The sequence below is a fragment of the Patiriisocius hiemis genome (genome assembly GCF_031846325.1).
Lineage (GTDB): Bacteria > Bacteroidota > Bacteroidia > Flavobacteriales > Flavobacteriaceae > Patiriisocius_A > Patiriisocius_A hiemis.
Map to the genome: position 1 here is coordinate 183,313 of NZ_JAVRHZ010000002.1, position 25,109 is coordinate 208,421.

At 34.2% G+C, this 25,109-nt stretch carries 28 protein-coding genes and 1 tRNA gene; 25 read left to right on the top strand and 4 right to left on the bottom strand.

The window, feature by feature from the left end:
- The first annotated feature begins 9 nt into the window (after positions 1-9).
- Positions 10-1,725, top strand: a complete 1,716-nt coding sequence (locus RM538_RS04965) for a T9SS type A sorting domain-containing protein (protein ID WP_311332299.1) — start codon at positions 10-12, stop codon at positions 1,723-1,725.
- 57 nt (positions 1,726-1,782) lie between these two features.
- Here RM538_RS04965 and RM538_RS04970 read toward each other — a convergent pair.
- Positions 1,783-1,864: transfer RNA gene (locus RM538_RS04970), tRNA-Leu, on the bottom strand.
- A gap of 118 nt (positions 1,865-1,982) precedes the next feature.
- On the opposite strand from RM538_RS04970, the gene RM538_RS04975 reads away from it, so the two are divergent.
- The 23 genes from RM538_RS04975 (at position 1,983) to RM538_RS05085 (ending at position 20,351) form a co-directional block, all read left to right on the top strand.
- Complete coding sequence (locus RM538_RS04975; RefSeq protein ID WP_311332300.1) at positions 1,983-2,924, top strand: ribose-phosphate pyrophosphokinase; 942 nt, start codon at positions 1,983-1,985, stop codon at positions 2,922-2,924.
- Positions 2,925-3,029: 105 nt separating this feature from the next.
- Positions 3,030-3,689 carry a 50S ribosomal protein L25/general stress protein Ctc gene (locus RM538_RS04980; protein ID WP_311332301.1) on the top strand — a complete coding sequence of 220 codons (660 nt, stop codon included), beginning with the start codon at positions 3,030-3,032 and terminating at the stop codon, positions 3,687-3,689.
- Positions 3,690-3,770: 81 nt separating this feature from the next.
- Positions 3,771-4,466, top strand: a complete 696-nt coding sequence (gene pth / locus RM538_RS04985) for an aminoacyl-tRNA hydrolase (RefSeq protein WP_432279796.1) — start codon at positions 3,771-3,773, stop codon at positions 4,464-4,466.
- 1 nt (position 4,467) lies between these two features.
- Complete coding sequence (locus RM538_RS04990) at positions 4,468-5,409, top strand: bifunctional riboflavin kinase/FAD synthetase (RefSeq protein WP_311332302.1); 942 nt, start codon at positions 4,468-4,470, stop codon at positions 5,407-5,409.
- Positions 5,402-6,727 (top strand): HTTM domain-containing protein, encoded by a 1,326-nt coding sequence (locus tag RM538_RS04995; RefSeq protein WP_311332303.1) that lies wholly within the window; start codon positions 5,402-5,404, stop codon positions 6,725-6,727. Before RM538_RS04990 ends, RM538_RS04995 begins: the two co-directional genes overlap by 8 nt.
- A 14-nt stretch (positions 6,728-6,741) precedes the next feature.
- Entirely contained in the window at positions 6,742-7,014 is a 273-nt protein-coding gene (locus tag RM538_RS05000; RefSeq protein WP_311332304.1) for a hypothetical protein, read from the top strand.
- A 92-nt stretch (positions 7,015-7,106) separates the two neighbouring features.
- Positions 7,107-8,378, top strand: coding sequence for a serine--tRNA ligase (gene serS, locus RM538_RS05005; RefSeq protein WP_311332305.1), 1,272 nt, complete (start codon positions 7,107-7,109; stop codon positions 8,376-8,378).
- A 68-nt stretch (positions 8,379-8,446) separates the two neighbouring features.
- On the top strand, positions 8,447-8,869 hold the full coding sequence (locus RM538_RS05010; RefSeq protein ID WP_311332306.1) for a hypothetical protein: 423 nt from the start codon (positions 8,447-8,449) through the stop codon (positions 8,867-8,869).
- A 48-nt stretch (positions 8,870-8,917) separates the two neighbouring features.
- Entirely contained in the window at positions 8,918-10,702 is a 1,785-nt protein-coding gene (locus tag RM538_RS05015) for a tetratricopeptide repeat protein (protein WP_311332307.1), read from the top strand.
- A 92-nt stretch (positions 10,703-10,794) separates the two neighbouring features.
- Entirely contained in the window at positions 10,795-11,103 is a 309-nt protein-coding gene (locus RM538_RS05020) for a DUF4286 family protein (protein WP_311332308.1), read from the top strand.
- Complete coding sequence (gene rsmA, locus RM538_RS05025; RefSeq protein ID WP_311332309.1) at positions 11,100-11,894, top strand: 16S rRNA (adenine(1518)-N(6)/adenine(1519)-N(6))-dimethyltransferase RsmA; 795 nt, start codon at positions 11,100-11,102, stop codon at positions 11,892-11,894. Before RM538_RS05020 ends, rsmA begins: the two co-directional genes overlap by 4 nt.
- On the top strand, positions 11,872-13,221 hold the full coding sequence (mgtE, locus tag RM538_RS05030; protein WP_311332310.1) for a magnesium transporter: 1,350 nt from the start codon (positions 11,872-11,874) through the stop codon (positions 13,219-13,221). Before rsmA ends, mgtE begins: the two co-directional genes overlap by 23 nt.
- A gap of 42 nt (positions 13,222-13,263) precedes the next feature.
- The gene (locus RM538_RS05035; RefSeq protein ID WP_311332311.1) at positions 13,264-13,659 is read left to right on the top strand and encodes a cupin domain-containing protein; all 396 of its coding nucleotides are present in this window, start codon (positions 13,264-13,266) and stop codon (positions 13,657-13,659) included.
- A gap of 3 nt (positions 13,660-13,662) precedes the next feature.
- On the top strand, positions 13,663-14,598 hold the full coding sequence (locus RM538_RS05040) for a 2-hydroxyacid dehydrogenase (RefSeq protein ID WP_311332312.1): 936 nt from the start codon (positions 13,663-13,665) through the stop codon (positions 14,596-14,598).
- A gap of 59 nt (positions 14,599-14,657) precedes the next feature.
- Positions 14,658-15,041, top strand: coding sequence for a VOC family protein (locus RM538_RS05045; protein ID WP_311332313.1), 384 nt, complete (start codon positions 14,658-14,660; stop codon positions 15,039-15,041).
- Positions 15,042-15,120: 79 nt separating this feature from the next.
- A complete protein-coding gene (locus tag RM538_RS05050) occupies positions 15,121-15,537 on the top strand; it encodes an NINE protein (protein ID WP_311332314.1) in 417 nt (138 codons plus the stop codon).
- Positions 15,538-15,613: 76 nt separating this feature from the next.
- Positions 15,614-15,937 carry an ArsR/SmtB family transcription factor gene (locus RM538_RS05055; protein ID WP_311332315.1) on the top strand — a complete coding sequence of 108 codons (324 nt, stop codon included), beginning with the start codon at positions 15,614-15,616 and terminating at the stop codon, positions 15,935-15,937.
- 10 nt (positions 15,938-15,947) lie between these two features.
- Positions 15,948-16,436 carry a DUF6428 family protein gene (locus tag RM538_RS05060; protein WP_311332316.1) on the top strand — a complete coding sequence of 163 codons (489 nt, stop codon included), beginning with the start codon at positions 15,948-15,950 and terminating at the stop codon, positions 16,434-16,436.
- Between the two features lie 10 nt (positions 16,437-16,446).
- On the top strand, positions 16,447-16,872 hold the full coding sequence (locus tag RM538_RS05065; RefSeq protein WP_311332317.1) for an arsenate reductase ArsC: 426 nt from the start codon (positions 16,447-16,449) through the stop codon (positions 16,870-16,872).
- 113 nt (positions 16,873-16,985) lie between these two features.
- Positions 16,986-18,491: a sensor histidine kinase gene (locus RM538_RS05070; protein ID WP_311332318.1), complete on the top strand. Its 1,506-nt coding sequence runs from the start codon at positions 16,986-16,988 to the stop codon at positions 18,489-18,491.
- The gene (locus tag RM538_RS05075) at positions 18,478-18,885 is read left to right on the top strand and encodes a response regulator (protein ID WP_311332319.1); all 408 of its coding nucleotides are present in this window, start codon (positions 18,478-18,480) and stop codon (positions 18,883-18,885) included. Before RM538_RS05070 ends, RM538_RS05075 begins: the two co-directional genes overlap by 14 nt.
- A gap of 191 nt (positions 18,886-19,076) precedes the next feature.
- A complete protein-coding gene (locus RM538_RS05080; RefSeq protein ID WP_311332320.1) occupies positions 19,077-19,784 on the top strand; it encodes a flavodoxin family protein in 708 nt (235 codons plus the stop codon).
- A 126-nt stretch (positions 19,785-19,910) separates the two neighbouring features.
- Positions 19,911-20,351, top strand: a complete 441-nt coding sequence (locus tag RM538_RS05085) for a glycine zipper domain-containing protein (protein ID WP_311332321.1) — start codon at positions 19,911-19,913, stop codon at positions 20,349-20,351.
- 25 nt (positions 20,352-20,376) lie between these two features.
- On the opposite strand, the gene RM538_RS05090 is transcribed toward RM538_RS05085, so the two are convergent.
- Genes RM538_RS05090 through RM538_RS05100 form a run of 3 tightly spaced genes read right to left on the bottom strand, consistent with a single transcriptional unit; the run spans position 20,377 to position 24,029 of the window.
- The gene (locus RM538_RS05090; RefSeq protein WP_311332322.1) at positions 20,377-22,197 is read right to left on the bottom strand and encodes a lysophospholipid acyltransferase family protein; all 1,821 of its coding nucleotides are present in this window, start codon (positions 22,195-22,197) and stop codon (positions 20,377-20,379) included.
- Positions 22,198-22,244: 47 nt separating this feature from the next.
- On the bottom strand, positions 22,245-23,501 hold the full coding sequence (locus RM538_RS05095) for an aspartate kinase (protein ID WP_311332323.1): 1,257 nt from the start codon (positions 23,499-23,501) through the stop codon (positions 22,245-22,247).
- A 42-nt stretch (positions 23,502-23,543) separates the two neighbouring features.
- Positions 23,544-24,029, bottom strand: coding sequence for a GNAT family N-acetyltransferase (locus RM538_RS05100; RefSeq protein ID WP_311332324.1), 486 nt, complete (start codon positions 24,027-24,029; stop codon positions 23,544-23,546).
- 74 nt (positions 24,030-24,103) lie between these two features.
- On the opposite strand from RM538_RS05100, the gene fbp reads away from it, so the two are divergent.
- On the top strand, positions 24,104-25,108 hold the full coding sequence (gene fbp, locus RM538_RS05105) for a class 1 fructose-bisphosphatase (protein ID WP_311332325.1): 1,005 nt from the start codon (positions 24,104-24,106) through the stop codon (positions 25,106-25,108).
- Position 25,109 lies beyond the last annotated feature (1 nt).

Consider the following 25,109-nt stretch of genomic DNA (forward strand, 5'->3'; position numbering starts at 1 on the left):
AAATAAATCATGAAAACTATTACAAGAACAATCATATTTCTTTTACTGGCAAATGTTGCCGTAGCCCAAGATTATTTTGAAACAAACACTTTTGGTGCATCAAGTATAGATATTTTAATAAATTCGGCTGTAGATAGCAATGGTAATATTTATAGTGCTGGCTTATATTCTGGCACGCTAACAGTTGGATCTGAAAGTACTACCTGGCAAGGTGGTAATGCCGATGCATTTTTATCTTTTCATAACGAAAATGGAACTCCAACGGGAATTCAGGGCTTTGGTGGCCAATTAGATGATGCAGCTATAGATGTAGCCGTTGACGCCAATGACAATATATTTATAACTGGTTATTTTCAAGGTGCAGGACCTAATGCTTTTGATGCAGACCCAGGGCCTAACGAATTTTTACTAGAACAACTTTCGCCTATTGCAAGTCGCGATTGTTTTATTATTAAACTAGACAGTAATCGTGATTTTGTAAATGCTTGGCAAATAAGTAATCCATCAGGTGCAGGCGCTAACGAAGATTCACATACAATTGAAGTTGACTCAGATGGAAACATATATGTTGCTGGTTCTTTTGCTTTTGCAGACTTTGACCCAGACCCATCAGACGAAGAAACTATCTTATCAGTTGATGGAGGATCTACAACCGATGGTTTTTTGGTAAAACTAGATAACAATGGTGATTTTATTTGGGTAAAAACCTACGATGGTGCTAATGGACATGTAAGAGTAGATGATATGCAGTTTGACGCTGACGGAAACTTAGTCTTAGTAGGTAGCTTCGAAAATGAAGTAGATCTAGATACAGATGGAACTAATACAGATATATTTTCGACAAATGGTGATGACGATATATTTATTACTAAAGTTGATACAGGTGGAAACTACATCTGGGGTGCCGCATTTGGAGGTGCAGGACTTGATATTGCTGAAACTGTAAGTATCCTTTCTTCAGGGATTTATTTAGGTGGGATGTTTTCAGGAACAGTAGATTTTGACCCTGGAGCTAGCACAAATGAAGTAACTTCAAATGGTGATTGGGATGCATTTTATAGTGTTTTTGATACTAATGGAAACTTTCAGAGTGCTTATATTACAGGAGGAGAAGGTAACGAGAATCTTGAAGCTATCTATTCAATTGTTGAAGATGCAGATGGACAAATCTATGCAGCTGGTGAGTTTATTGGTACTTCAGATTTTGACTTAGGTTCTGGTACAGAAGAAACTACTTCAAATGGTAATGTAGATTTATTTTATGTTATCAATAATACTGCAGGAGAATATGTAAACCATTGGACCGTTGGAGGTTCTCAAGCAGAAACTAATCCACAAATTAGGTTTAATACCAATGGTGACATTATTACAAATGGATCATACAGAAGTAGTGATATGGACTTTAACCCCTTTAGTGGTGTAGATACTCAGGGTAATAATGGATTTTTTGATGTGTTTTTCTCACGATATGCCCTTGAAACACTAGGAGTTAACGAGAATGAATTAAATGAGGTTGTTGTATATCCAAACCCTTTTGTAAATGAAATCTCAATAGCAAATTCAGAATTAATTGAAAGCTATCAAGTTTACTCCGTAACTGGTAAATTATTACAAGAAGGTATTTATAATAAATCTATAAACCTCTCTTCTATATCAAAGGGAGTTTATTTACTCACTCTTAAAGGAAATAGACAAACAACTACTAAAAGGATAGTTAAACACTAGACCACTAACTGTTTCAGCTAATATAAAGAAAAGCCTCAGATAATCTGAGGCTTTTTGTACTCAAGGTGGGAATCGAACCCACACTCCCGAAGGAACTGGATTTTGAATCCAGCGCGTCTACCAATTCCGCCACTTGAGCGTTAAGAGGGCGACAAAAATAAACAAAATGTAATAAATTGTTAGTAAATCGTAATTTCATTTTTTTTGTAGCAATAGCAATTGATATACATTTGTGACATCAACCAAAACTCATTACTATGTCTGTGCCTATTCCAGAACCTAAACTTTTTACGTGTAAGCAAAGTGAAGTATTATCTCGAGCTATTGCAAAGGAGTTTGGCGCTCCTCTAGGAAACGTCATTACATCCACATATAGTGATGGAGAGTTTCAGCCATCTTTTGAGGAATCGGTTCGTGGAAGTCGTGTATTTATTATTGGGTCTACACACCCAAATAGTGACCATTTAATGGAAATGCTATTGATGCTTGATGCTGCAAAACGAGCTTCGGCAAGACATATTACCGCTGTATTACCATATTTTGGGTGGGCAAGGCAAGACCGTAAAGACAAGCCTAGAGTCCCTATTGCGGCAAAACTGGTTGCAAAAATGCTTGAAACTGCTGGAGCTACACGTATTATTACAATGGATTTACACGCAGACCAGATTCAAGGTTTTTTCGAAAAACCTGTAGACCACCTTTTTGCTTCTACTATTTTTCTACCCTATTTAAAGGAGCTTAATTTGCCTAACCTTACTATTGCATCTCCAGATATGGGAGGAAGTAAAAGAGCCTATGCATATTCTAAAGCGCTTGAAAGTGACGTAGTTATTTGTTACAAACAACGAGCAAAAGCAAATGTCATATCGCACATGGAGTTAATTGGTGATGTACAAGGAAAAAATGTAGTCCTAGTAGATGACATGGTAGATACTGCTGGAACCTTAACTAAAGCAGCAGACCTTATGATGGAACGTGGCGCCCTTAGTGTTCGTGCTATTTGTACACACCCTATCTTATCAGGAAATGCCTATGAAAGAATAGAAAACTCAAAGCTAGAAGAGCTTATTGTAACAGACTCAATTCCACTTCGCCAAGAAAGCAACAAAGTAAGAGTGCTTAGTTGTGCTTCACTTTTTGCAGATGTAATGTTAAGTGTAAATGAGAATAAGTCTATTAGCTCTAAGTTTTTGATGTAAGATTTATACATCTTTTCAGTCTTCTTTTCTTTTGTCTTTGTTTTAAATGTTTTACATTTGCAGCCGCTTAAAAGCTAAGCGATTATAAAAATTTAAAATTTCAAAATGAAATCAATTACAATTAACGGACTTAAAAGAGAAAGCGTGGGCAAGGTAGCTACCAAAGCCTTACGTAATGCTGGAAAGGTTCCTTGCGTAGTGTACGGAGGAGATGAGCCTATTCACTTTTCAGCAGATGAACTGGCCTTCAACAAACTTGTGTACACACCAGACGTGCATACAGTTGTAGTTGAGTTAGGTGACGGCTCAAAAGTAAAAGCAGTTTTACAAGACATTCAATTTCACCCAGTAACAGACAGAATTTTACATGCAGACTTTTATCAAATTTTTGATGATAAAGAAGTAATGATGGAAATCCCTGTTCGTGTTGTTGGTAACTCTAGAGGAGTTAAAAATGGTGGAGTATTACGAATTGTAAACCGTAGATTACGTGTAAAAGCTATTCCAGAAAACTTACCAGATTTTATCGAAATTGATATTACTGAAATGAAAATTGGTGATATTAGAACTGTTGCTTCTGTAATGAATGATGCATATAAGATTATGCACGAAGAAAACAGAACTATTCTTCAAGTGAGAACATCTCGTACTGCTATTGTGGACGAAGAAGATGAAGAAGATGAAGAAGGAGCTGAAGGTGAAGAGGGAGCTGAAGCTGCTGCTGAAGGTGCCGACGCGCCAGCTGAAGAAGCTGCAACTGAATAACACTATTCAAACAAATAAATCCAAAAAGCATCTCGTTGATTCGAGATGCTTTTTTTATTTTTACAAGAGATTTATCAATTTATGTTTCATTTTCTTCGGAAGCTTTTTAAAATAAAACCTAATATTTCTTCAAAAGAAGAAAAGAAAGAACAGAATTCAGAAAAAATTGAAGTACATCAAAATAAGTTCTCGCCTTCGCGAGAAATAGATATGAAAAAATTTCTCATTGTTGGTCTTGGTAATATTGGCCCTAAATACGAAAACACCCGCCATAATATAGGTTTTAAAATTGTAGACCACTTAGCACATACAGAGGCTTTAACTTGGGAAACAGTCAAGCTAGGAGACATTACTACCTATAAAAAGAAAGGTCGCACTTTTATTTTATTAAAGCCAAGCACGTATATGAACCTGAGTGGCAAAGCAGTAAAATACTGGTTGGAAAAAGAAAAAATACCACAAGAAAACCTCTTGGTTGTGACAGATGACCTCAACCTACCTTTTGGCACTTTACGTATAAAAACAAAAGGGAGTGATGGTGGTCACAACGGGTTAAAAGACATTCAAAATGTATTACAAACTACTAAGTATAATCGTTTTAGATTTGGGATAAGCGATGCCTTCTCAAAAGGACGACAAGTAGATTATGTTCTAGGTGAGTGGACAGAAGAAGAAAAAGCAAAGTTACAAGAGCGTCTAGATAAAAGCATAGAGGTAATACCTGCTTTTGGTTTAGCTGGAATAAACAATACCATGAACACTTTTAATGGTAAATAATATGAATGTACATAAAGGAGCTTCAAACTTTACCTCGCAAAAAAATAGTGTAGTCACTATTGGTACTTTTGATGGAGTACATATTGGGCATAAGGCCATCTTAAAGCGTTTATTAGTTTCCGAAGAAAAGGAAGATCTAGAATCAGTATTACTTACCTTTTTTCCACATCCTAGAATGGTTTTACAAAGTGATGCAGATTTAAAACTCATTAATACACTTTCAGAAAAAAAACAACTACTAGAAAACTTTGGCCTAGATCATCTAGTTGTGCACCCGTTTACCAAAGAATTTTCTAGACTTACGGCACTAGAGTATGTTAGAGATATTTTAGTCAATAAGCTAAAGGCAAAAAAAATAATCATTGGGTATGATCATCGTTTTGGTAGAAATCGTACTGCAACCATATCACACCTAAAGGAGTTTGGTGAAACGTATGGGTTTACTGTTGAAGAAATTACGGCACAAGAACTTAATGAAGTAACTATAAGTTCTACAAAAATTAGAAAAGCCCTTTCAGAAGGTGATATTGTAAAAGCAAATAACTATTTAGGCTACTCTTTTATGCTTACTGGCAAAGTAGTTTCAGGAAAAGCCAAAGGAAGGACTTGGGGCTTTCCTACAGCAAATCTAGCAGTAGAAGAAAACTACAAGCTCATCCCAAAAAAAGGAGTATATATTGTATATGCAATAATTGAAGACAAAAAGGTATATGGAATTACAAGCATTGGCACTAACCCAACAGTAGGGGGAACCAAAAAAACCATAGAAACTTTTTTTCTAGATTTTGACCATGACTTGTACAATAGCCACCTGGAACTTAAATTTTTGGCATACATTAGAGACGAAATAAAGTTTGAGGGTACAGGTGCCGAAAACCAACTTATTGAAGCAATTAAAAAAGATGAGCAATTTGCAAGAGCTTATATAAAAACCAATGGATAAATTTCTATTTAGATACATTGATAATACTGGGCTTGTACTTTTTAGAGTTGTCTTTGGGTTTCTAATTGCTATAGAGGGTTTTGGAGCCATAGCAACAGGATGGGTAAAACGCACTCTAGTAGACCCTGAGTTTACATTTAATTTTATTGGTTTTGAGTTTTTACAACCCCTGCCTGGAAATGGAATGTACATCTATTTTGCTGTAATGGGCTTTTTTGGTGTACTTGTAATGCTGGGGTACAAATACCGATTTAGTATGTTTTGCTACGCGCTCATGTGGACTTGCGTGTATCTAATGCAAAAATCATCCTATAACAATCATTATTACCTAATGATGCTACTTTGTTGGATAATGGTATTTCTACCTGCCAATGGATGGCTCTCTCTCGATGCAAAACAAAACCCTAGTATAAAAACTAATACAATGCCAAGATGGGTATTACTCATCTTAATTTTACAAGTTTGGATTGTGTACACATACGCCTCTGTTGCAAAGTGGTATCCAGACTGGTTAGACACTACTGTAGCATCAAGGTTTATGTCTGGCAAAGCAGATTACTGGTTAATTGGTGAATTTTTACAACTAGATTGGGTGCATTGGTGCATTGCATACGTTGGTATTTTATTCGATTTACTTATAGTACCTCTACTACTATGGAAACGAACGCGATTGCTTGGTTTTGTTATCTCAATTTTATTTCACTTGTTTAATAGTGTGGTGTTTCAGATTGGTATTTTTCCATATATGTCTATTGCTTTTGCTTTCTTTTTCTTTTCTTCGGAAACGCTCAACAAACGTTTTTTACCAAAAAAACCATTGGTTACCGAAACAATTGTAAAAGTTCCATCCTATAAAAAAGCATTAATAGGTGTACTCTCGGTTTACTTTGTTTTTCAAGTTTTACTTCCTTTAAGACATTGGACTTTTAAAGACGATGTGTTATGGACCGAAGAAGGACACAGGCTTTCTTGGCGAATGATGCTACGCTCAAAATCTGGTTTAGTAAGTGTAACTATTAAAGATAAAGCTACAGGAGAACAACAACGATACGACTATAGGAAATTGCTTTCAAAAAAACAACAACGATCTGTAAGGTCAAAGCCCGATATGTTATGGCAATTAGCACAGCGAATTAAACAAGCAGAGGCAAAAAAAGGGAAAGATGTAGCAGTTTACATTAATGCGCGTGTGAGCATAAATGGAAGCAAGCACTTTCCACTTATTGACGAAAGTGTAGATCTAGCCAATGAAGATTGGCACCACTTTAAACATCACGATTGGATACTTCCGCCTCCAGATGACTATCATCATAAATAAAAACAAACAACTTTATGAAAAACACCGATAATTATATAAAAGTAAACAAAGTTGAACTTGATATAATTAAAAAGGTTACTGACTTAGAAACTGACTTATTTACTCTCGAACAACTTAATGATAAAAAACATATTATAATTTTTGACAAACTTGAAAAAGCTCTTGAATTAGATGAGTTAATTAAAGACATATACATTTATAAGGGGTTTGATATTAAATATAATTTAACAGAGTTTGGAAGAATTTGTGAAAAATTAATTGACAAGCTTTATGAAATATTAAAATAATTCTGATAGTTCTAAAATCACATCTAATTCACTCCAAAAAATAAGGGATAAAACATTCGTTTTCCTAACTTTGCCTTCTTAATATAATACCCATGTTACAAGTAAACGAAATTCGTGAAAACAAAGAGCAGTACATAGATGCACTTGCCAAGAGAGGGCTGGATGCAACAACTGTTTTAGAAAACATTTTAAAAGCTGACGAAAACAGAAGAAGTTCACAAGCAAAGCTTGACGAAGTGCTTTCACAATCTAATACGTTTTCTAAAGAAATTGGGAACTTGTTTAAAAATGGAGAGGTTGAAAAAGCAAATGAACTAAAAGCAAAAACAGGTGAGCTAAAGGAAACTTCAAAACAGTTGCAAGAACAACTTAATGATGCGGCAGCTCAACTTCAAGAATTATTGTATACGGTTCCTAATATACCACACAGTTCTGTCCCAGCTGGAACAGATGAAAATGATAACGAAGAAGTATTTAGCGAAGGTGATATTCCAACACTTTCAGAAAATGCATTACCGCATTGGGAGTTAGCTAAAAAATACGACTTAATAGATTTTGAGCTTGGTGTAAAAATAACTGGTGCTGGATTTCCTGTGTATAAAGGAAAAGGAGCAAAATTACAACGAGCACTAATAAGCTATTTTCTAGATAAAAACACTAATGCTGGATATACAGAGTACCAAGTACCACTTTTAGTAAATGAAGCTTCAGGTTATGGCACAGGGCAATTACCAGACAAAGAAGGACAAATGTACCATGTGACTGGAGATGATTTGTATCTAATTCCAACAGCAGAAGTTCCTGTCACTAATATGTTTCGTGGTGATTTAATGCCTCATACAGAACTCCCTATTACTTGTACAGGATACACACCTTGTTTTAGAAGAGAAGCAGGAAGCTACGGGGCTCATGTAAGGGGGCTCAATAGGCTACACCAATTTGATAAAGTAGAAATTGTAAGAATTGAACATCCAGATAATAGTTATTCAGCTTTGGATGGAATGGTAGCGCATGTAAAAGATATTTTAAGAGATCTAAAGCTACCTTACAGAATTCTTAGATTATGCGGCGGCGATTTAGGCTTTACAGCTGCACTAACATATGATTTTGAAGTTTTCTCTACAGCACAAGACAGGTGGTTAGAAATCTCATCTGTATCTAACTTTGAGACCTTTCAAGCCAATAGATTAAAACTTCGTTTTAAGGATGAAGATGGTAAAAATAAATTAGCACATACACTTAACGGAAGTGCTCTAGCATTACCAAGGGTTTTAGCTGGTATTATAGAAAACTATCAAACACCTAATGGAATAAAAATACCTGAGGTATTAGTTCCTTATTGCGGATTTGATATGATTGACTAAACTTTGTAGTAGCAACAAGTGTAATATTTAGCCTTTAAAACTGGCGCAATAATTGCTGTTTATAAATTATGAAAACAGCATTATTATTATTTACAATCCTATTTTCGTTTTCAATATACGGACAAGAACTAACTGGGGTTTATGTTAAGGATTTTGACCTAAATGATGGAAAAACCTTAATTAGAACCTTAGACCTTAAAGATGATGGTACTTTTACGTTTCATAATTTCAGAAAAAATTTCTCTATTGATAAGACCAAAAAAAGTACGTATGGAAAAGGGACTTGGCGTCAAGACAAAAAAATAATCACTTTTTTTACAGACAAAGAAACCGATATTGACGAAAAATATACGCTGGATTTTAATGAAACAAAAGCACGCTTTCATAGTAAAAATCCAAGAGACAAAAGTGACAGAGTTATACTTCCATCACTTACTTTTTTTGAGTCTAACATACCAATCCTTGAAAATTTCAAGGTATTTAAAAAATGATGCAACTGGATTATAGCCTAAAACTACTGTAATCCTTATCTTTATCCTATGCGTATAGTAATCATAGCAATTATACTACTTTTTAGTACCTCTGGAGTTGCACAAAGCGACATCCTTGCAAAAAATTATTTTGAACAAGGCGAGTATGGTAAAGCGATAAACATCTATAAAAAACTTTACAAGCAAAACAAAGGGCGTATAGATTATTTATTACGTATGGTAGAGTCTCACCAACAACTAGAAGAGTTTGATAAAGCCGAAGCTCTTCTTAAAGAACGCATTAATACGCGTAGAGGCTCTCCTCAACTTTTGGTAGAACTTGGCTACAATGCTACATTACAAAATAAAGATTCTATAGCCAACATACATTATAAACAAGCAATAGATTACTTAGAGCAAAATGCAAACTATGCTTATAACATTGGAGCTGCTTTTTCAAAATATAGTTTGCTAGACCAAGCTGCTGAGACCTACGAAAAAGCAATGATTGTAAATCCCGAACGTGATTTTAATCCACAGTTAGCCACTATCTATGGAGAACAAGGGAAACTGCAATTAATGTTTGAAAAGTACATAGATATCATTCAAAATAGACCCATGTACAAAAATGTAGCACAGCGAAATTTTAGTTTGTATGTTACAGAAGATTCAGAAAATGAAGCTAATAAAATTCTTCGGAAAACATTGCTAAAGAAATCTCAGGAAAACCCAGATATTCTATACAATGAACTATTAAGTTGGCTTTTTGTACAGCAAAAAGAATTTAAAAAAGCATTTACTCAAGAAAAGGCAATTTATAAGCGTGACTTTGAGGAAGATCTTGGAGGAATTGCAGATGTTGCAAGAGCAGCGATCGACGAGAAAGACTATGAGGTAGCCGAAGAAATCTTCAATTTTATTATTGAAAAATCTTTAACTCTTCCTGAAAAAATAAGAGGGAATCAATACCTTATGGAGGTATTACTTGCAAAGGCAACACCTAAAGATTACAATGATATTGAAGAAAAATTTGTGTCTCTTTTTGAAGATTTTGGGTATGGAAAGGAAACCTACATGCTTCAGATTGAGTACAACCATTTTCTTGCTTTTAATGCAGGCAAGAAAGAGCAAGCTATTTCAAATCTTAAAAAATTAAGTAAAGAAAGACTTTCTTCTTTTCAAGAAGCACGCGTAAAAATGGAGTTGTCAGATATTTTAGTGTTTGATGAAAAGTTTAACCAAGCATTAATTTACTATTCTCAAATTCAGAAAAAAGTACAAAATGATAAGTTAGCGCAAGAGGCGCGGTTTAAAGTAGCACGCACCAGCTACTACAAAGGCGATTTTGAGTGGGCACAAGTGCAACTTGATGTACTTAGAAAATCTGCCTCACAACTTATTGCTAACGACGCTATGCAATTAAGTTTAATGATAAGAGACAATACCTTAGAGGATTCTACTCAAACAGCACTTAAAAAATTTGCAAGAGCAGACCTCCTTGCATTACAAAATAAAAATAGCGAAGCCATTGCCGTCTTGGATGATATTTTAACAAATCACAAAGGTGAAAAAATTGAAGACGAAGCCCTTTTACAGCAAGCCAAATTATTTGAAAAGAACGAGCAATTTACCCAAGCCGAAATTAATTACAACAAGATTATTGAGCTTTATAGAGATGATATTTTAGCAGACGATGCCCATTATCGCCTTGCGTTATTGTATGAAGGTCCATTACAAAACCCTCAAAAAGCAAAAGAACTTTACGAACAAATTATCTTCACTTTTAAAGACAGTATATATTTTGTAGATGCCCGAAAGCGATTTAGGTCACTTCGTGGAGATGCTATTGAGTAACATTTGGGTTTGAAATCGAAATTAAAAAGTAAAATGTCTTTACGAGCGCAGCGAAGTAATCTCATTATTAATAATCTCACGAAACGATCAACATGTACATTTACAATGTTACCATAAATATTGAAGAATCTATCCAGCAGCAATGGCTTTCATGGATGCAAAAAGAGCATATCCCAGAGATGCTATCCACGGGAAAATTTAGTAAAGCATTATTAACTCAAGTGCAGATTGAAGAAGAAATGGGTGGTGTTACCTACTCTGTGCAATACACTACAGATAGTAAAGAAACCCTAGAAAAATACTACGCTGAAGATGCAGATAGGCTTCGCGCTCAAAGCAAACCCTTTGAAGGCAAATTTGTAGCTTTTAGAACTGAACTTGCTGTAATTGATGAACAATGAAAGACTCCGTTAGAGCCAAAAAACATTTAGGGCAGCATTTTTTAAAAGATGAAAACATCGCAAAAAAAATAGCTGACACGCTAACTTTGGAAGGCTACTCCAAGGTACTTGAAATTGGTCCAGGAATGGGAGTACTCACCAAATACCTTATACAAAAAGACATTGATGTTATTGCAATGGACTTAGATAATGAATCTATTGCGTATCTAGAAAAAAACTATCCAGAAGAGAATTTACAAATCTTTGAAGCCGATTTTTTAAAAGAAGAGTTAACAGACTATTTTGGAAATGAACCCTACGCAATTACAGGGAATTTTCCCTACAATATCTCTTCTCAAATAGTTTTTAAAGCCATTGAAAATAGAAGTCAAATTCCAGAATTTACAGGAATGTTTCAAAAAGAAGTGGCACAGCGTATTTGTGCCAAGGAAGGTAATAAAACCTACGGAATCTTATCTGTTTTAACACAAGCTTTTTTTGAAGCAACCTACTTATTTACTGTAAAACCAGGTGTTTTTAATCCACCGCCTAAAGTGGATAGTGGCGTCTTACGACTCCGCAGAAAAAAGGATTTCTCGCTTCCATGTGATGAAGTATTTTTCTTTAAAGTAGTAAAAACTGCATTTCAACAACGTAGAAAAACACTTAGAAATAGTTTAAAAACCTTTAATCTCTCGCCTAAATTAAAAGAAGATACTATCTTTGGGCTGCGTCCGGAGCAACTTTCGGTAGCACAATTTATTGAGCTCACCCAAAAACTTTCAGACAATGCAGTTTCAACTCACGACTGAATTTATAGAACAAATAGAACAGCTTATTTCCATAAAAGATGGAAATGCGCTACGTGAGCTATTGCATGATTTACACTTTGCCGATATAGCAGATATACTAGAAGAGCTAACTAGTGACGAGGCAACCTATCTCATCAAACTTTTAGAAACCGAAATAACATCTGAAGCCTTAATGGAGGTGGATGATGATGTAAGAGAAAAAATACTAGACCGCCTTTCGCCTAAAGAGATTGCTGCAGAGCTTGAAGAAATGGATACGGATGATGCCGTAGATGTTATAGCAGAGTTAGATGAAGAGATTCAAGAGCAAGTAATTGATGAGATTGACGATGAAGAGCATGCCGCAGACATTGTAGAGCTTCTTAACTACGACGAAGATACTGCAGGTGCCCTAATGGCAAAAGAGTTGGTCCGTGTTAAAGAGACTTGGACTATTGCTGGCTGTGTAAGAGAAATGAGAAGGCAAGCAAAAAATGTAACAAGAGTTCACTCAATTTATGTAACTAACAAAGAGGGTAAATTAACAGGAAGGTTATCATTAAAAGATTTACTTACAGCAAGTGAAAAGGCACACATTAGTGATGTCTTTATTCCCAAAGTAGATTACGTTACCGTACATACAGAAAATGAAGAAGTTGCTAGAATTATGCAAAAATATGACTTGGAAGCAATTCCTGTTGTAGATGAAGAAGGAATTTTAGTAGGTAGAATTACTATTGATGATATTGTAGATTTTATAAAAGAAGAAGCAGAAAAAGATTACCAAATGGCTGCAGGTATTTCGCAAGATGTTGAGGCAGATGATAGTATCTGGCAGTTAACAAGAGCGAGGCTTCCTTGGTTAGTGTTAGGGCTCTTTGGGGGGTTGGGTGCTGTTTACGTGATGAAAGGTTTTGACGAAGCGCTCGCAAAATATGTAGAACTGTTTTTCTTTACTCCCCTTATTGCCGCTATGGCAGGAAATGTTGGGGTACAATCTAGTGCTATTATTGTGCAAGGTTTGGCAAACGACAATGTAAAAGGAAGCCTATTTCAAAGGCTTGTAAAAGAAGTGGGGCTTGCCCTTATTAATGGAGTTGCGCTTGGACTGTTAGTTATTGCGTTTGGTTTTTTTGTAGGCCAAGAAAGGCTTGTAAGTGTTACCATTGCAGTATCTATGCTTTCAGTAATTATTGTTGCCGCTTTAATAGGCACTTTTGTGCCAATAATATTAGATAAAAGAGGTATTGACCCAGCCATTGCAACTGGACCTTTTATCACTACTAGCAACGATATCTTCGGTATTTTTCTCTTTTTCTATATTTCGCATCTTATTTTAGATTTTTAAAAACCTAAAATTTTGTACCTTACAATCACTTTAAAGTGACTAATGCAACCTATTAACCTCAAAGAAAAATTTTCTAAGTTTTCTGCGCAATGGCACCCACATCAAATTGCTACCGTGGATGACATGCAAGTAATTCTGGCAAAAATTCAAGGAGAATTTGTATGGCATTCTCATAAAGATGAAGACGAGTTGTTCTACGTCCAAAAAGGAACTTTAGAAATGCATTTTAGAGAATCTACTTCAGAAGAAAATAATGCAAAAGAGTGGGTTGAGATAGTAAACGAAGGTGAAATTATCGTAGTACCTAAAGGAGTTGAGCATTGTCCTAAAAGTAAAAATGGAGAGGAAGTACATTTACTTCTTTTTGAAAAGAAAACAACAGCCCATACTGGCGAAGTTTCACACGAAAAAACAAAAACCCACTATCCAAAAATTTGAGTTTTGAAAATTCTTCACCTAGATAAAAATCATCCTTTATTGATAGCACAACTATCAAAAGCTGGATTTGAAAACGATGAAAATTATGTGTGGGATAAAGAAGCAATAGAAAAAATAATCCATAATTATAATGGTATAGTTATGAGAAGTCGCTTTCCAATAGACAAAGAGTTTATAGATACTGCAACTCAATTAAAGTTCATAGCACGTGTTGGTGCAGGTTTAGAAAGCATAGACACAGTTTATGCTTCAGAAAAGGGAATTAAAGTATTCTCATCTCCAGAGGGTAATCGTAATGCAGTTGGAGAACACACACTTGGTCTATTACTATCACTTTTCAACAAAATTAACAAAGCAGACCTTGAAATTAGGTCTGGGAAATGGAATAGAGAATCTAATAGAGGCCTTGAGTTGGAGGGCAAAACTGTTGGTATTATTGGCTATGGAAATATGGGAAAAGCTTTTGCAAAAAAATTACGCGGTTTTGACTGTAATGTGCTTTGTTACGATATTTTAGAAAATGTAGGCAATGAAGATGCAAGACAAGTCTCACTAGAAACACTTAAAGAAGAAGCAGATATTGTAAGTTTACATACACCTTGGACTCCGCTTACTAATAAAATGGTTAATGAAGATTTTATTTTAAGCTTTAAAAAATCGTTTTGGCTATTAAATACAGCAAGAGGAAAAAGTGTAGCAACAAAAGATCTTATAAAAGCCCTAAAACGAAAATTAATACTAGGTGCTGGATTAGACGTATTAGAGTTTGAGAAATCTTCTTTTGAAGGGTTTAATAAAAGTGAAACTCCAAAAGATTTACAAGACCTTTTTCAAATGAGCAATGTAGTAATGACTCCCCATGTAGCAGGATGGACAGTAGAGAGTAAAGAGAAACTAGCACAGAGTATTGTAGATAAAATAGTGGCTAATTTTAAATAAAAAAAACAGGTATTAAACAAACTAAGAAGCAGGTGAAATTCCTGCATTCGCAGGAATATATGAAACGAGTAACAGGGATTGGAGGGTTGTTTTTTAAGGTAGACGATCCAAAAAAAACAAAACAATGGTATAAAAAACATCTAGGTTTTAATACAGACGATTGGGGTTGTACTTTCTGGTGGAGAGATGAAAATGGCAATAAATGCTCTACACAATGGAGTCCTTTTACTCAAGACACTAAGTATTATGAGCCCTCTAAAAAAGATTTTATGTTTAACTACAGGGTGGATAATCTAAAAGAGTTATTAGTGCAGCTTAAAAAAGAAGGTGTCACTATTGTTGGTGAGATAGAAGAATACGACTACGGAAAATTTGGTTGGATAATGGATAATGATGGAAATAAAATAGAGCTTTGGGAACCCATTGATAGTGCTTTTGAATAAGTTATAAAATACCTGAATACTAGTAAGATTTCTATAAAATAATTTTATACATTTGGTAATCAACTAAATAATTATAATCATGTCTGAAGAAAAAAACTTAGGTGACGACCTAAAAGATAAAGCGAATAACGCTGCAAACGAAGCAAAAGAATCAGCAAAAGAATTCTCTGAAGAAGCAAAAAGTACTGCAAAAGAGTTTAAGGAAGGCTGGAATCAAGCTACTAATAGTGGAGACAACAAAAAGTTAATGGCAGGAATACTTGGCATTGTACTAGGTGCTTTTGGAGTTCACAAATTTGTTCTTGGGTATAATAAGGAAGGTATTATTTTATTAGCCATAACACTTGTAGGGTTTGTACTTACTTGCGTTGGTGTTGGTGTATTCATTGTATGGATTGCTGGTCTTATTGGGTTTATAGAAGGTATTATTTACTTAACTAAAAGTGATGAAGATTTCTACAATACATATCAGGTAGGCCAAAAACCTTGGTTCTAAAAAATAATTAGACCTCTGCGTAAAACCAGAGGTTTATTTTTATATATTTGTATCGTAATATTGCAATAAATAATTTATGGGAACTTCAAAAAGACATTTACACAGTATACAAGTTAATCAATTAGCAGATATGGCTAAAGTTTTATCACATCCAGCGCGAATTTCTATACTTAACTACATTGGGGATTGTGATGGTTGTTTATGTAAAGATATTTCAGAAACCATAAGATTATCACAGCCCACTACATCACAACATTTACAAGTAATAAAAAAAGCTGGGCTTTTAAAAAGTAAATACGAAGGCAAAAGTCAATACTACACAATTAATAAAACAAAACTAACTGCTTTAAAAGAGTTATTTCAAGACTTTTTTGAAGCAACAGAAAAAAAATGTTGCTAAATAATACAATATGAAAACAGATCAATTTTTAAGACTATTAAAGACCCACCCTAACAAAGCGTTAGTATTTGAATACAACACTCAACAACGTGTGCAACCTGACTATCACATAACAGAAGTTAAACATGTAAATATAGAATCAGTAGACTGTGGTAGCGGCACAGATTCATGGCAAGAAACTATTATTCAATTACTTGAGAGCCCTTCGCAAAATGAAAATGCCTCTTACATGTCTTGTTATAAAGCATTGGGTATTTTAACAAAAGTAGCAAGACTAAAACCCTACCAATTAGATGCTACCATAAAAATTGAGTATGGAAACTCAAAATTTCATACAGCACAACTATTTATTAATGATTTTGAAATATATGAGGCTTCAATTGTGATTAAGTTAGCAGTAGAAAAAACTGCATGTAAAGCAGAAGAAGTTTGTGGGATAGCCCCACAAGAAACAAGCAGTAGTAATGCTCAATGTGACCCAGTAAGTGGTTGCTGTTAATAATTTAACTATGACAAATATCCTTGTATTATGTACTGGTAATAGCTGTAGAAGCCAGATGGCACATGGCTACTTAAACGAGTTTAGTAAAACCAAAGAAGAGGTAACAATATATAGTGGTGGTATAGAAACACACGGACTCAACAAAAAAGCTGTTGCAATTATGGCAGAAGGTGGTATTGATATTAGCAACCATACCTCTAACCATGTTGATGAATATAAAGATGTAGACTTTAACTACATAATTACTGTTTGTGATCATGCCAATGAAAACTGCCCATTTATCCCATCAAAAAATGCAGTACGATTACATCAAAACTTTAAAGACCCATCAAAAGTAGAAGGTACAGAAGAAGAAATAAACCTCGCTTTTAAAGCATGTCGAGAAGAAATAAAAGCTTACTGCGAAAATTTTATTGAAAAGTATATTTGTTAATTTTTTTCTTTTTTTAGTATCACTAATTGTTTTTTATCTTACATTAGTGTCGCTTTAGCGATAAAAACATGTCTTTCAGAACTCCCCCGCAAAGATGAAGCGTTTTACATACTATGAAAGTATCTCAAAAAAATGATTTAAAGGAACTCTTAAAGAGGGAAGATATTATTATTGAATATCTTCAAGAAGCTGCAAAAATTGGCACGTGGGAATATGATACCATAAATCAAAAAGTTACTTGGGGACAAATCACAACTAAAATTCATGAAAGACCTCTTGGCTACCAACCTACTTTAGAGGAAGGAATCCTATATTACAGAGAGGGTTTAAGTCGAGATACTATTACCAGAGTATTTAATAATGCTTTAGAGAATGATGAAGAGTTTGATGAAGAATTAGAAATTGTTACTGCCAAAAACAATATTAGGTGGATTAGAACAATTGGAGTACCCGTATTCAAAAATAATAAATGTGTAAAAGTCTATGGGCTTTTTCAAGATATACATGAAAAAAATAAAGCTGTAGAAGAAAAGCTCATAAAGCAACAACAGTTTAAATCTACTTTTGATCACTCTGCCATTGGAATGGCACTTGTTGGAATAGACGGAAGTTGGCTCCAAGTAAATAATAGTCTCTTAAAAATGCTTGGTTATACAAGAAAAGAGCTTTTACAAATGACTTTTCAAGACATTACCCACCCACATGACCTTAACAAAGATGTAAGGCTTTTGAGCTCTACTATTAAAGGGGAAAGAGCAACCTACCAAATGGAAAAAAGATATTTCCATAAGGATGGAAGTATAATTTGGGCATTACTTTCTGTTTCACTTGTAAGAAATGAAGATGGAAAACCACTTCACTTTATTTCTCAAATAGTAAATATTAGCGAGGTTAAAGAAGCAGAAAAAAACATGAACAAGCTTCTTGAAATTTCTCAAGATCAAAATACACGCTTGCTTAATTTTGCAAATATAGTATCACACAACCTAAGGTCACATGGCGGTAATTTAAAAATGTTGCTAGATATCATTGAAACAGATAAGCCAGAACTGGTAAGGGATGAAATGTTCCCAATGTTACAAAGTGCTGTAAAAAACCTTAATGAAACTATTGGACACCTTAATGATGCAGCGTTATTAAAGATAAAGACAATAGAGAGCCTTGAACCAGTTAATGTTTATACAACCGTTAATAAAGAAATTTCAAGTATAAATGCTTGGGCACACAAGGCAAATGCCATAATAACCAATACTATTAAAAAAGACCTACATGTTATGGGTGTTCCTGCCTATATAGATAGTTTGTTCTTTAATTTATTATCTAATGCTATAAAGTATAGACACCCAGACAGGGACCCTATTATTACCATTAGTTCGAAAGTTAAGAAGAAAGAAGTGGAAATTTGTGTAGAAGATAATGGATTAGGAATTGATTTAGAGTTACATGGGGATCGGTTATTTGGAATGTATAAAACTTTTCATAAACATAAAGATGCAAAAGGTATTGGGTTATATATTACTAAAAACCAAGTAGAGGCAATGAATGGTACTATAAAAGTTGAGAGTGCCGTTGGAAAAGGCACAAAATTTTTAATATATTTAAGTTGTGAAAAAAATTGATATTGCTTGTATTGTAGATGATGATCCAATTTTTGTATTTGGAGCAAAACGTATCATGGAGCTTTCAAACTTTTGCAAAGGCTTCATGGTTTTTAATAATGGTAGAGACGCTTTAGACAGTCTTTCTCCATTAGTAATATCTGGCGAAAACATTCCAGATGTTATATTATTAGACCTAAATATGCCAATAATGGATGGATGGCAGTTTCTTGATGAGTTTATTAAGATTAAGACTAATAAAAAAATAGTTATCTACATAGTAAGTTCTTCTATTGATCCTGCAGATACAGAAAAGGCAAAACAATATCAAAACGTTAGTAATTTTATAGTAAAGCCTATTACAGTAGATAACCTTAAGGCTATCTTAAAAGAAATTACTGAAGATAACACCTAACTGTATAGGTGAATTCTTCCTATTAGCTCCTCTTAGTGCCTAGCTTATACTAGCTTTACCTAAACTAATCCTGTATTTTACTACTGAAAGTATAGCTTATAAAGTGGTTAACAGCAATAAATTTAATGCTGCTCATTTTAATGACACATTAAATTTGTAACTTAAAGGTCAACATTTTAAAGTCATATTTTATGAATCCAGATTTTTCAAACCTAAAAGCTCTATACATTAACTGTACATTAAAAGCATCACCAAGAATGAGTCATACACAAGCGCTCATGAATGTGTCCAGTACAATTATGAAAGCCGAGGGGGTTTCTGTAGAAAATATTCGGTTTGTGGATTATGATGTTGCTTATGGGGTCTATCATGATATGACAGAACATGGAGTAAAAAAAGACGATTGGCCATCTATATGGAAAAAAATAGATGCTGCTGATATTTTAATTATTGGCACACCTATTTGGTTAGGCGAAAAATCTTCAGTAGCTACAAAACTTGTTGAAAGACTATATGCTGAAAGTGGAAATAGAAATGATAAAGGTCAATATTATTACTATGGAAAAGTAGGAGGTTGCATAATTACTGGAAACGAAGATGGAATTAAGCATTGTGCTATGGGGCTTCTCTATGCGTTACAACATGTAGGATATAGTATTCCACCACAAGCAGATTGTGGTTGGATAGGAGAAGCTGGTCCAGGACCAAGCTATAATGATGAAGAGAGTGATGCAAAAAACAACGATTTCACAAACAGAAATACCACCTTTATGACCTATAATTTGCTACACCTTGCTAAAATGCTAAAAGAACAAGGAGGGTATCCCGCTTATGGTAATTCTCGTGGAGATTGGGATGATGGAACTCGCTGGAATTTTGAAAACCCAGAGTATAGGTAAGTTTTAGCAAGTTTTCTGAAAATGTAGTTCACACCAAGAATTAGTTCTCCTCTTTATCAATGTAACAAATAAGATGACTAGTAGACTAACTCAATAGATTACATTCAAAATGTAATTCAATAAAACATGAAACTAAATACAGCATCAAACTTTTTCAAAAACTTAATAACTGAAACAAACGAAAAATCTGAAATCAGAGTTTATGAAAAGTTTATTACAATTTTATCAGATTTAAAAAATAGAGATTTAACACAAGAGCAATTACAATCAATAGAAGAAAAACTTGATTCTCTAAATTTTAATGTGAATTCTAATAACAGAAAAAAACACTTCACACAAATGTTAAATCTATTTATAAGATTTTTAAAAGAAAAATTATCTCTTAACTCTAAAGGACATTTTACTGCAATTGGAATGAGTCTTGGAACCAGTTTTGGAGTAGCATTTGGAGCTGCTTTTTCAAATGTTTCATATGGATTAATTTTTGGAATGTTAATTGGGCTAGTAATTGGAGTTGCAATGGACTCTAAAGCAAAAAAAGAAGGAAAAATTTTAGATATTAATTAGACCCAGAATAAAAAACCTGAGATTATTACTCTTCCTCTTTTAATTTACCCCCAGCTGCATATTTTTGTTCTAGCTCGGCTTGAAATTCTTCCATAACAGGCTTTACAGTACTTTCTGGCAAATCTGCAATACGAATATACATAAGCCCATCTACAGCATTGTTAAACAAAGGGTCTTCATTAAAAGCAACCACTTTTGCATTTTGTTTAATGTATTTTTTAATAAGGACTGGCAAACGCAAATTTCCAGGTTCCACCTCATCAATTAACTTATCAAATTTGTTTAAATCTGCTTCACTTTCATCAAAAATAAAATCTTTATCAGCATCTTTAAGTTTAACTTTAAATTCCTTCTTGGGGTTTATATATTGAGCTATATAAGGATCATAGTAGTTAGATTTCATAAACTCTATCATAAGCGACTTAGAGAATTCAGAAAACTTATTGCTAATGCTTACACCTCCTATTAAAAACCGGTGTTCTGGATAACGTAAGGTAGTATGAACAATTCCCTTCCACAAAAGAAATAAAGGCATAGGTCGTTGTTGGTATTCTTTAATAATAAAAGCACGTCCCATCTCAATAGACTTGCTCATCATATCATACAACTCGGGTTCAAACCTAAATAAATCTTGCAAGTAAAATCCATCAATACCGTACGCTGCAAAAATTTTAGACCCAAGCCCCATTCTGTATGCGCCAGCCATTTGTTTCGTATCGTTATCCCATAAAAACATATGGTGATAATGTGCATCAAACTTATCAAGGTCCGTTGCATTATTAGTTCCCTCTCCTACTTCTCTAAAAGTAATTTCTCGTAAACGCCCTATTTCTTGCAGTATATTAGGGATTTCTTGAGCGCTTCCAAGAAACACCTCATAATTTTTACTTTCTAGCAATCGTTTATTTCCTTTTCTTAGCGTAGTAATTTCTGCTTCCATCGCCTCTACAGAAATGGGTCCTGCAATCTTTTTGGGTGCTTTAGGTAATTTTATGGTTTTAGGTAGTGTTTCTAATAGCTTTTTCTTCTGAAAAGGATTTGCTAACACATAAGTCTTTCTTCTTAAAAAAGCAGTATAATCTTCAAGGTTTTCATATTCAGCTTGGTCATTTACTGAAATTGGATTTCCAATCCTTACTTTAAGCGTACGCTCTTTTTGTGTTAGTAATTCGCTTGGAAGTTTTGCGGTTCTCATGGTATCACTAATCTTTGCCCACCTGTAAAAAGACTTACTATTTCTACCATGAAAATAAATAGGTATTACCGGAACTTTTGCTTTTTTAACAAGTTTCATTGCCGCAGGCTCCCAGGGTTTATCTATCATTATTTGCCCATCCTTTTGGGTAGAAACCTCTCCAGCAGGAAAAATACCTAGTGGTTGTTCTTCTCTTATGTGGGTTAAAGCAGCCTTGAACCCAGACACACTACTATGAGCATCCTTGTGTTCTTCAAAAGGATTTACAGGCATCACATATTCCTTTAAAGGTTCAATCCTATGCAATAAAAAATTAGCTATTATCTTATAATCGGGTCTTTTTTCAATAAGAAGTTTTAAAAGTAAAATACCATCAATTCCTCCCAAAGGGTGATTAGAAATTGTAATAAAAGCTCCTGTTTTAGGAATACGTTTTAAATCTTCTTCTGGGATTTCGAAATCTACCTCAAACTCATCCAATAGAGCGTTAATAAATGCTAATCCTTTGAGGTGTTTATTTCTGTTGTAGATTTTGTTACATGTAGAAATATTAAGCACTTTCATTAAAGACCAACTTATAAAAGTCCCTAAAAACCCATATTTATCAAGTTTTACAGCTTTCGCTATTTCTTTTGCAGTAACTAATCCCATATGGTATGCTATGTAAGGCTAACAAATATAATGAAAACCCTTTTAAACTAATCTTTAATTACAAGCTGTACAGTCTCCTGAGTATCCTGCTTTAATAAAACGGTTTTATTTTCGGAAAGCGCCTTAATCTCTTTTGCCAAAGCATGTCTTACAGTATATATTGTGACGCCTTCATTTACTTTTACTTTAAATCTTCTTTTTAACTTAGAAAGTAACTTCTCTAGCGTATTATATTTATTTTCTACACATACTGAAAAACTAATTGCAGAGTTTTGCATTAAAGTTACACGCATTTGGAAAGTGTGAAATAAATTGAAAACTTCACTTATGTTATCTTCCATCATATAACTAAAATCTAACGAAGAGAGTGAAATTAAAACCTGATCTCTTTTTAAGATAAAGCAAGAGGTCATGGGGTCTAAAGTAACTCCTTTCCCTACACAAGTCCCTTTGTCTAGTGGGTTTAAAAAGGACTTTACAAATAACGGAATTTCTTTACGCTGTAATGGCTGCAAGGTTTTAGGGTGTATTACAGATGCTCCATAAAATGCTAACTCTATTGCCTCACGATAAGAAATATGTTTTAATAAAGTTGTTTTACTAAAATAGCGAGGATCTGCATTTAAAACACCTGGAACATCTTTCCATATAGACACACTATCTGCATCTAAGCAATAGGCAAAAATACCCGCTGTATAATCACTCCCCTCTCTACCCAAAGTTGTAGTAAAGTTATTAGTCTTTTCACTTGCCAGAAACCCTTGCGTTATAGTTATTCCTTTTGAAGAAACTAATTTTTTAATATTGCTTTGCGTAGTTTCCCAATCTACCTTAGCATCTCTGTAAGTAGCGTCAGTTTTAATACAAGAGCGCACATCTAAAAATGTGTTTTTAAACCCATTTTCGTTTAAATATTCTGAGATAATTGTTGTAGAAATTAATTCTCCAAAGCAAACTACTTGATCATAAACAAACGCATGGTTTGTAGACTTATTAGCCTTCAAAAAAGAAGAAAGTTTTTTTATCCAACTACGTGTTTTTTCAAAAATGGGATGATTTTCATTACTGAAGAGAATATCTAAAATAGCTTTATGATATTCGTAAATTTCAGAAATTAATGGTTTTATTTCCTTTGGGTTTTTAAAATACATATCTATTAACCCTTCAAAAGCATTAGTCATTTTACCCATTGCAGAAACAACAATGACCAAGTCTTTCTCTCCTGTTTTTTCTAAAACAGTTGCTACATTTTTAACCCCTTGTGCGTCTTTTACAGAGGCACCCCCAAATTTGTATATTTTCATGATTAGTATCCACGAAGATGGATATCTTTTTAAGTTAATTAATTATTTTTTGTTTAAGTATGCTTTTAATTCTATTTCATCCATTTGGACCAAATTCCAATCTTTTAAGATAGTAGCGCCACTTTTTTTGTAAAAATCTATAGCGCCTTTATTCCAATCTAACACAACCCACTCTACTCTTTTTGCACCTTGCCCTTCTGCAAAATGTAGCACTTTATTGTAAAGTGACTCACCAATACCTTTTCCTCTCATAGATTGAGTTACAATTAAATCTTCTAAATGAACTGTTTTTCCTTTCCAAGTAGAAAACCTGAAGTAGGCAATTGCCGTCCCAACAATAAGAGCATCAACCTCGGCAACAAAACAAAAAATAGATGGAGATGAGCCTAAAGCAGCTTCAATTAAGGTGTTCTCTGTAATATCCACAGCATTGGGTTCTTTCTCAAAAACTGCTAACTCGTGGATAAGTTGCAACACAGCATGCATATCTTCCTGTTTGGCTTCTCGTATGTGTATTTTTTTGTTCATAGTTTACACTACAAATATCGGTTCAATTTCTTAAAAATCCCGATATTTGAAGCAAATTCACACAACCCAACCACATGGCAAAACAAAATCAAACGCTTGGAGAGTTCATTATTGAGAATCAAGGTGAATTTAAATACTCCTCTGGAGAGCTTTCTAGACTCATAAACTCTATTCGATTAGCTGCAAAAGTGGTAAATCATGAAGTAAATAAAGCAGGGCTAGTTGACATCTTAGGAGCTGCTGGAGATACTAATATACAAGGTGAAGATCAACAAAAATTAGACGTTTATGCAAATGAAGCGTTTATAAAAACACTAACTAACAGAGAGATTGTTTGCGGGATTGCTAGTGAAGAAGAAGACGATTTTATTACAATACAAGGGCGTAATAAAAAAAATGACAACAAGTATGTGGTCTTAATTGACCCCTTAGATGGGTCTTCTAATATAGATGTAAATGTTTCGGTTGGTACAATTTTTTCGGTATATAGAAGAGTGACTCCCGAAGGAACTCCTGTAACTCTAGAAGATTTTTTACAGCCAGGAAATCGTCAAGTAGCAGCAGGATATATCGTGTATGGAACTTCTACAATGATTGTTTACACAACAGGGCATGGTGTAAATGGTTTTACTTTAAATCCAGCTATTGGAACCTATTATTTGTCACATCCTAATATGACATTTCCAGAAAACGGATCTATCTATTCTGTAAATGAAGGGAACTACGTTCATTTTCCCCAAGGAATTAAAAATTACATTAAATACTGCCAAAAAGAAGAAGAAGACAGGCCTTACACATCAAGATATATAGGCTCTTTAGTTTCAGATTTTCATAGAAATATGATTAAAGGAGGTATTTATATTTACCCTAATACCTCAAAAAATCCTGAAGGCAAACTAAGACTATTATACGAGTGTAACCCTATGGCTTTTTTAGCAGAACAAGCCAATGGGAAAGCGAGTGATGGGTTCACAAGAATTTTAGACATACAACCTAAAGAATTGCACCAAAGAGTCCCTTTTATCTGCGGAAGTAAACGCATGGTCGAAAAGGCTGAAGAGTTTATGCGCGACGCATGAT

Bases quoted from the DNA above. Each gene is read 5' to 3' on its own strand.
- RM538_RS04965 (WP_311332299.1), top strand. From the start codon at position 10: ATGAAAACTATTACAAGAACAATCATATTTCTTTTACTGGCAAATGTT.
- RM538_RS04975 (WP_311332300.1), top strand. From the start codon at position 1,983: ATGTCTGTGCCTATTCCAGAACCTAAACTTTTTACGTGTAAGCAAAGT.
- RM538_RS04980 (WP_311332301.1), top strand. From the start codon at position 3,030: ATGAAATCAATTACAATTAACGGACTTAAAAGAGAAAGCGTGGGCAAG.
- pth (WP_432279796.1), top strand. From the start codon at position 3,771: ATGTTTCATTTTCTTCGGAAGCTTTTTAAAATAAAACCTAATATTTCT.
- RM538_RS04990 (WP_311332302.1), top strand. From the start codon at position 4,468: ATGAATGTACATAAAGGAGCTTCAAACTTTACCTCGCAAAAAAATAGT.
- RM538_RS04995 (WP_311332303.1), top strand. From the start codon at position 5,402: ATGGATAAATTTCTATTTAGATACATTGATAATACTGGGCTTGTACTT.
- RM538_RS05000 (WP_311332304.1), top strand. From the start codon at position 6,742: ATGAAAAACACCGATAATTATATAAAAGTAAACAAAGTTGAACTTGAT.
- serS (WP_311332305.1), top strand. From the start codon at position 7,107: ATGTTACAAGTAAACGAAATTCGTGAAAACAAAGAGCAGTACATAGAT.
- RM538_RS05010 (WP_311332306.1), top strand. From the start codon at position 8,447: ATGAAAACAGCATTATTATTATTTACAATCCTATTTTCGTTTTCAATA.
- RM538_RS05015 (WP_311332307.1), top strand. From the start codon at position 8,918: ATGCGTATAGTAATCATAGCAATTATACTACTTTTTAGTACCTCTGGA.
- RM538_RS05020 (WP_311332308.1), top strand. From the start codon at position 10,795: ATGTACATTTACAATGTTACCATAAATATTGAAGAATCTATCCAGCAG.
- rsmA (WP_311332309.1), top strand. From the start codon at position 11,100: ATGAAAGACTCCGTTAGAGCCAAAAAACATTTAGGGCAGCATTTTTTA.
- mgtE (WP_311332310.1), top strand. From the start codon at position 11,872: ATGCAGTTTCAACTCACGACTGAATTTATAGAACAAATAGAACAGCTT.
- RM538_RS05035 (WP_311332311.1), top strand. From the start codon at position 13,264: ATGCAACCTATTAACCTCAAAGAAAAATTTTCTAAGTTTTCTGCGCAA.
- RM538_RS05045 (WP_311332313.1), top strand. From the start codon at position 14,658: ATGAAACGAGTAACAGGGATTGGAGGGTTGTTTTTTAAGGTAGACGAT.
- RM538_RS05050 (WP_311332314.1), top strand. From the start codon at position 15,121: ATGTCTGAAGAAAAAAACTTAGGTGACGACCTAAAAGATAAAGCGAAT.
- RM538_RS05055 (WP_311332315.1), top strand. From the start codon at position 15,614: ATGGGAACTTCAAAAAGACATTTACACAGTATACAAGTTAATCAATTA.
- RM538_RS05060 (WP_311332316.1), top strand. From the start codon at position 15,948: ATGAAAACAGATCAATTTTTAAGACTATTAAAGACCCACCCTAACAAA.
- RM538_RS05065 (WP_311332317.1), top strand. From the start codon at position 16,447: ATGACAAATATCCTTGTATTATGTACTGGTAATAGCTGTAGAAGCCAG.
- RM538_RS05070 (WP_311332318.1), top strand. From the start codon at position 16,986: ATGAAAGTATCTCAAAAAAATGATTTAAAGGAACTCTTAAAGAGGGAA.
- RM538_RS05080 (WP_311332320.1), top strand. From the start codon at position 19,077: ATGAATCCAGATTTTTCAAACCTAAAAGCTCTATACATTAACTGTACA.
- RM538_RS05085 (WP_311332321.1), top strand. From the start codon at position 19,911: ATGAAACTAAATACAGCATCAAACTTTTTCAAAAACTTAATAACTGAA.
- RM538_RS05090 (WP_311332322.1), bottom strand. From the start codon at position 22,197: ATGGGATTAGTTACTGCAAAAGAAATAGCGAAAGCTGTAAAACTTGAT.
- RM538_RS05095 (WP_311332323.1), bottom strand. From the start codon at position 23,501: ATGAAAATATACAAATTTGGGGGTGCCTCTGTAAAAGACGCACAAGGG.
- RM538_RS05100 (WP_311332324.1), bottom strand. From the start codon at position 24,029: ATGAACAAAAAAATACACATACGAGAAGCCAAACAGGAAGATATGCAT.
- fbp (WP_311332325.1), top strand. From the start codon at position 24,104: ATGGCAAAACAAAATCAAACGCTTGGAGAGTTCATTATTGAGAATCAA.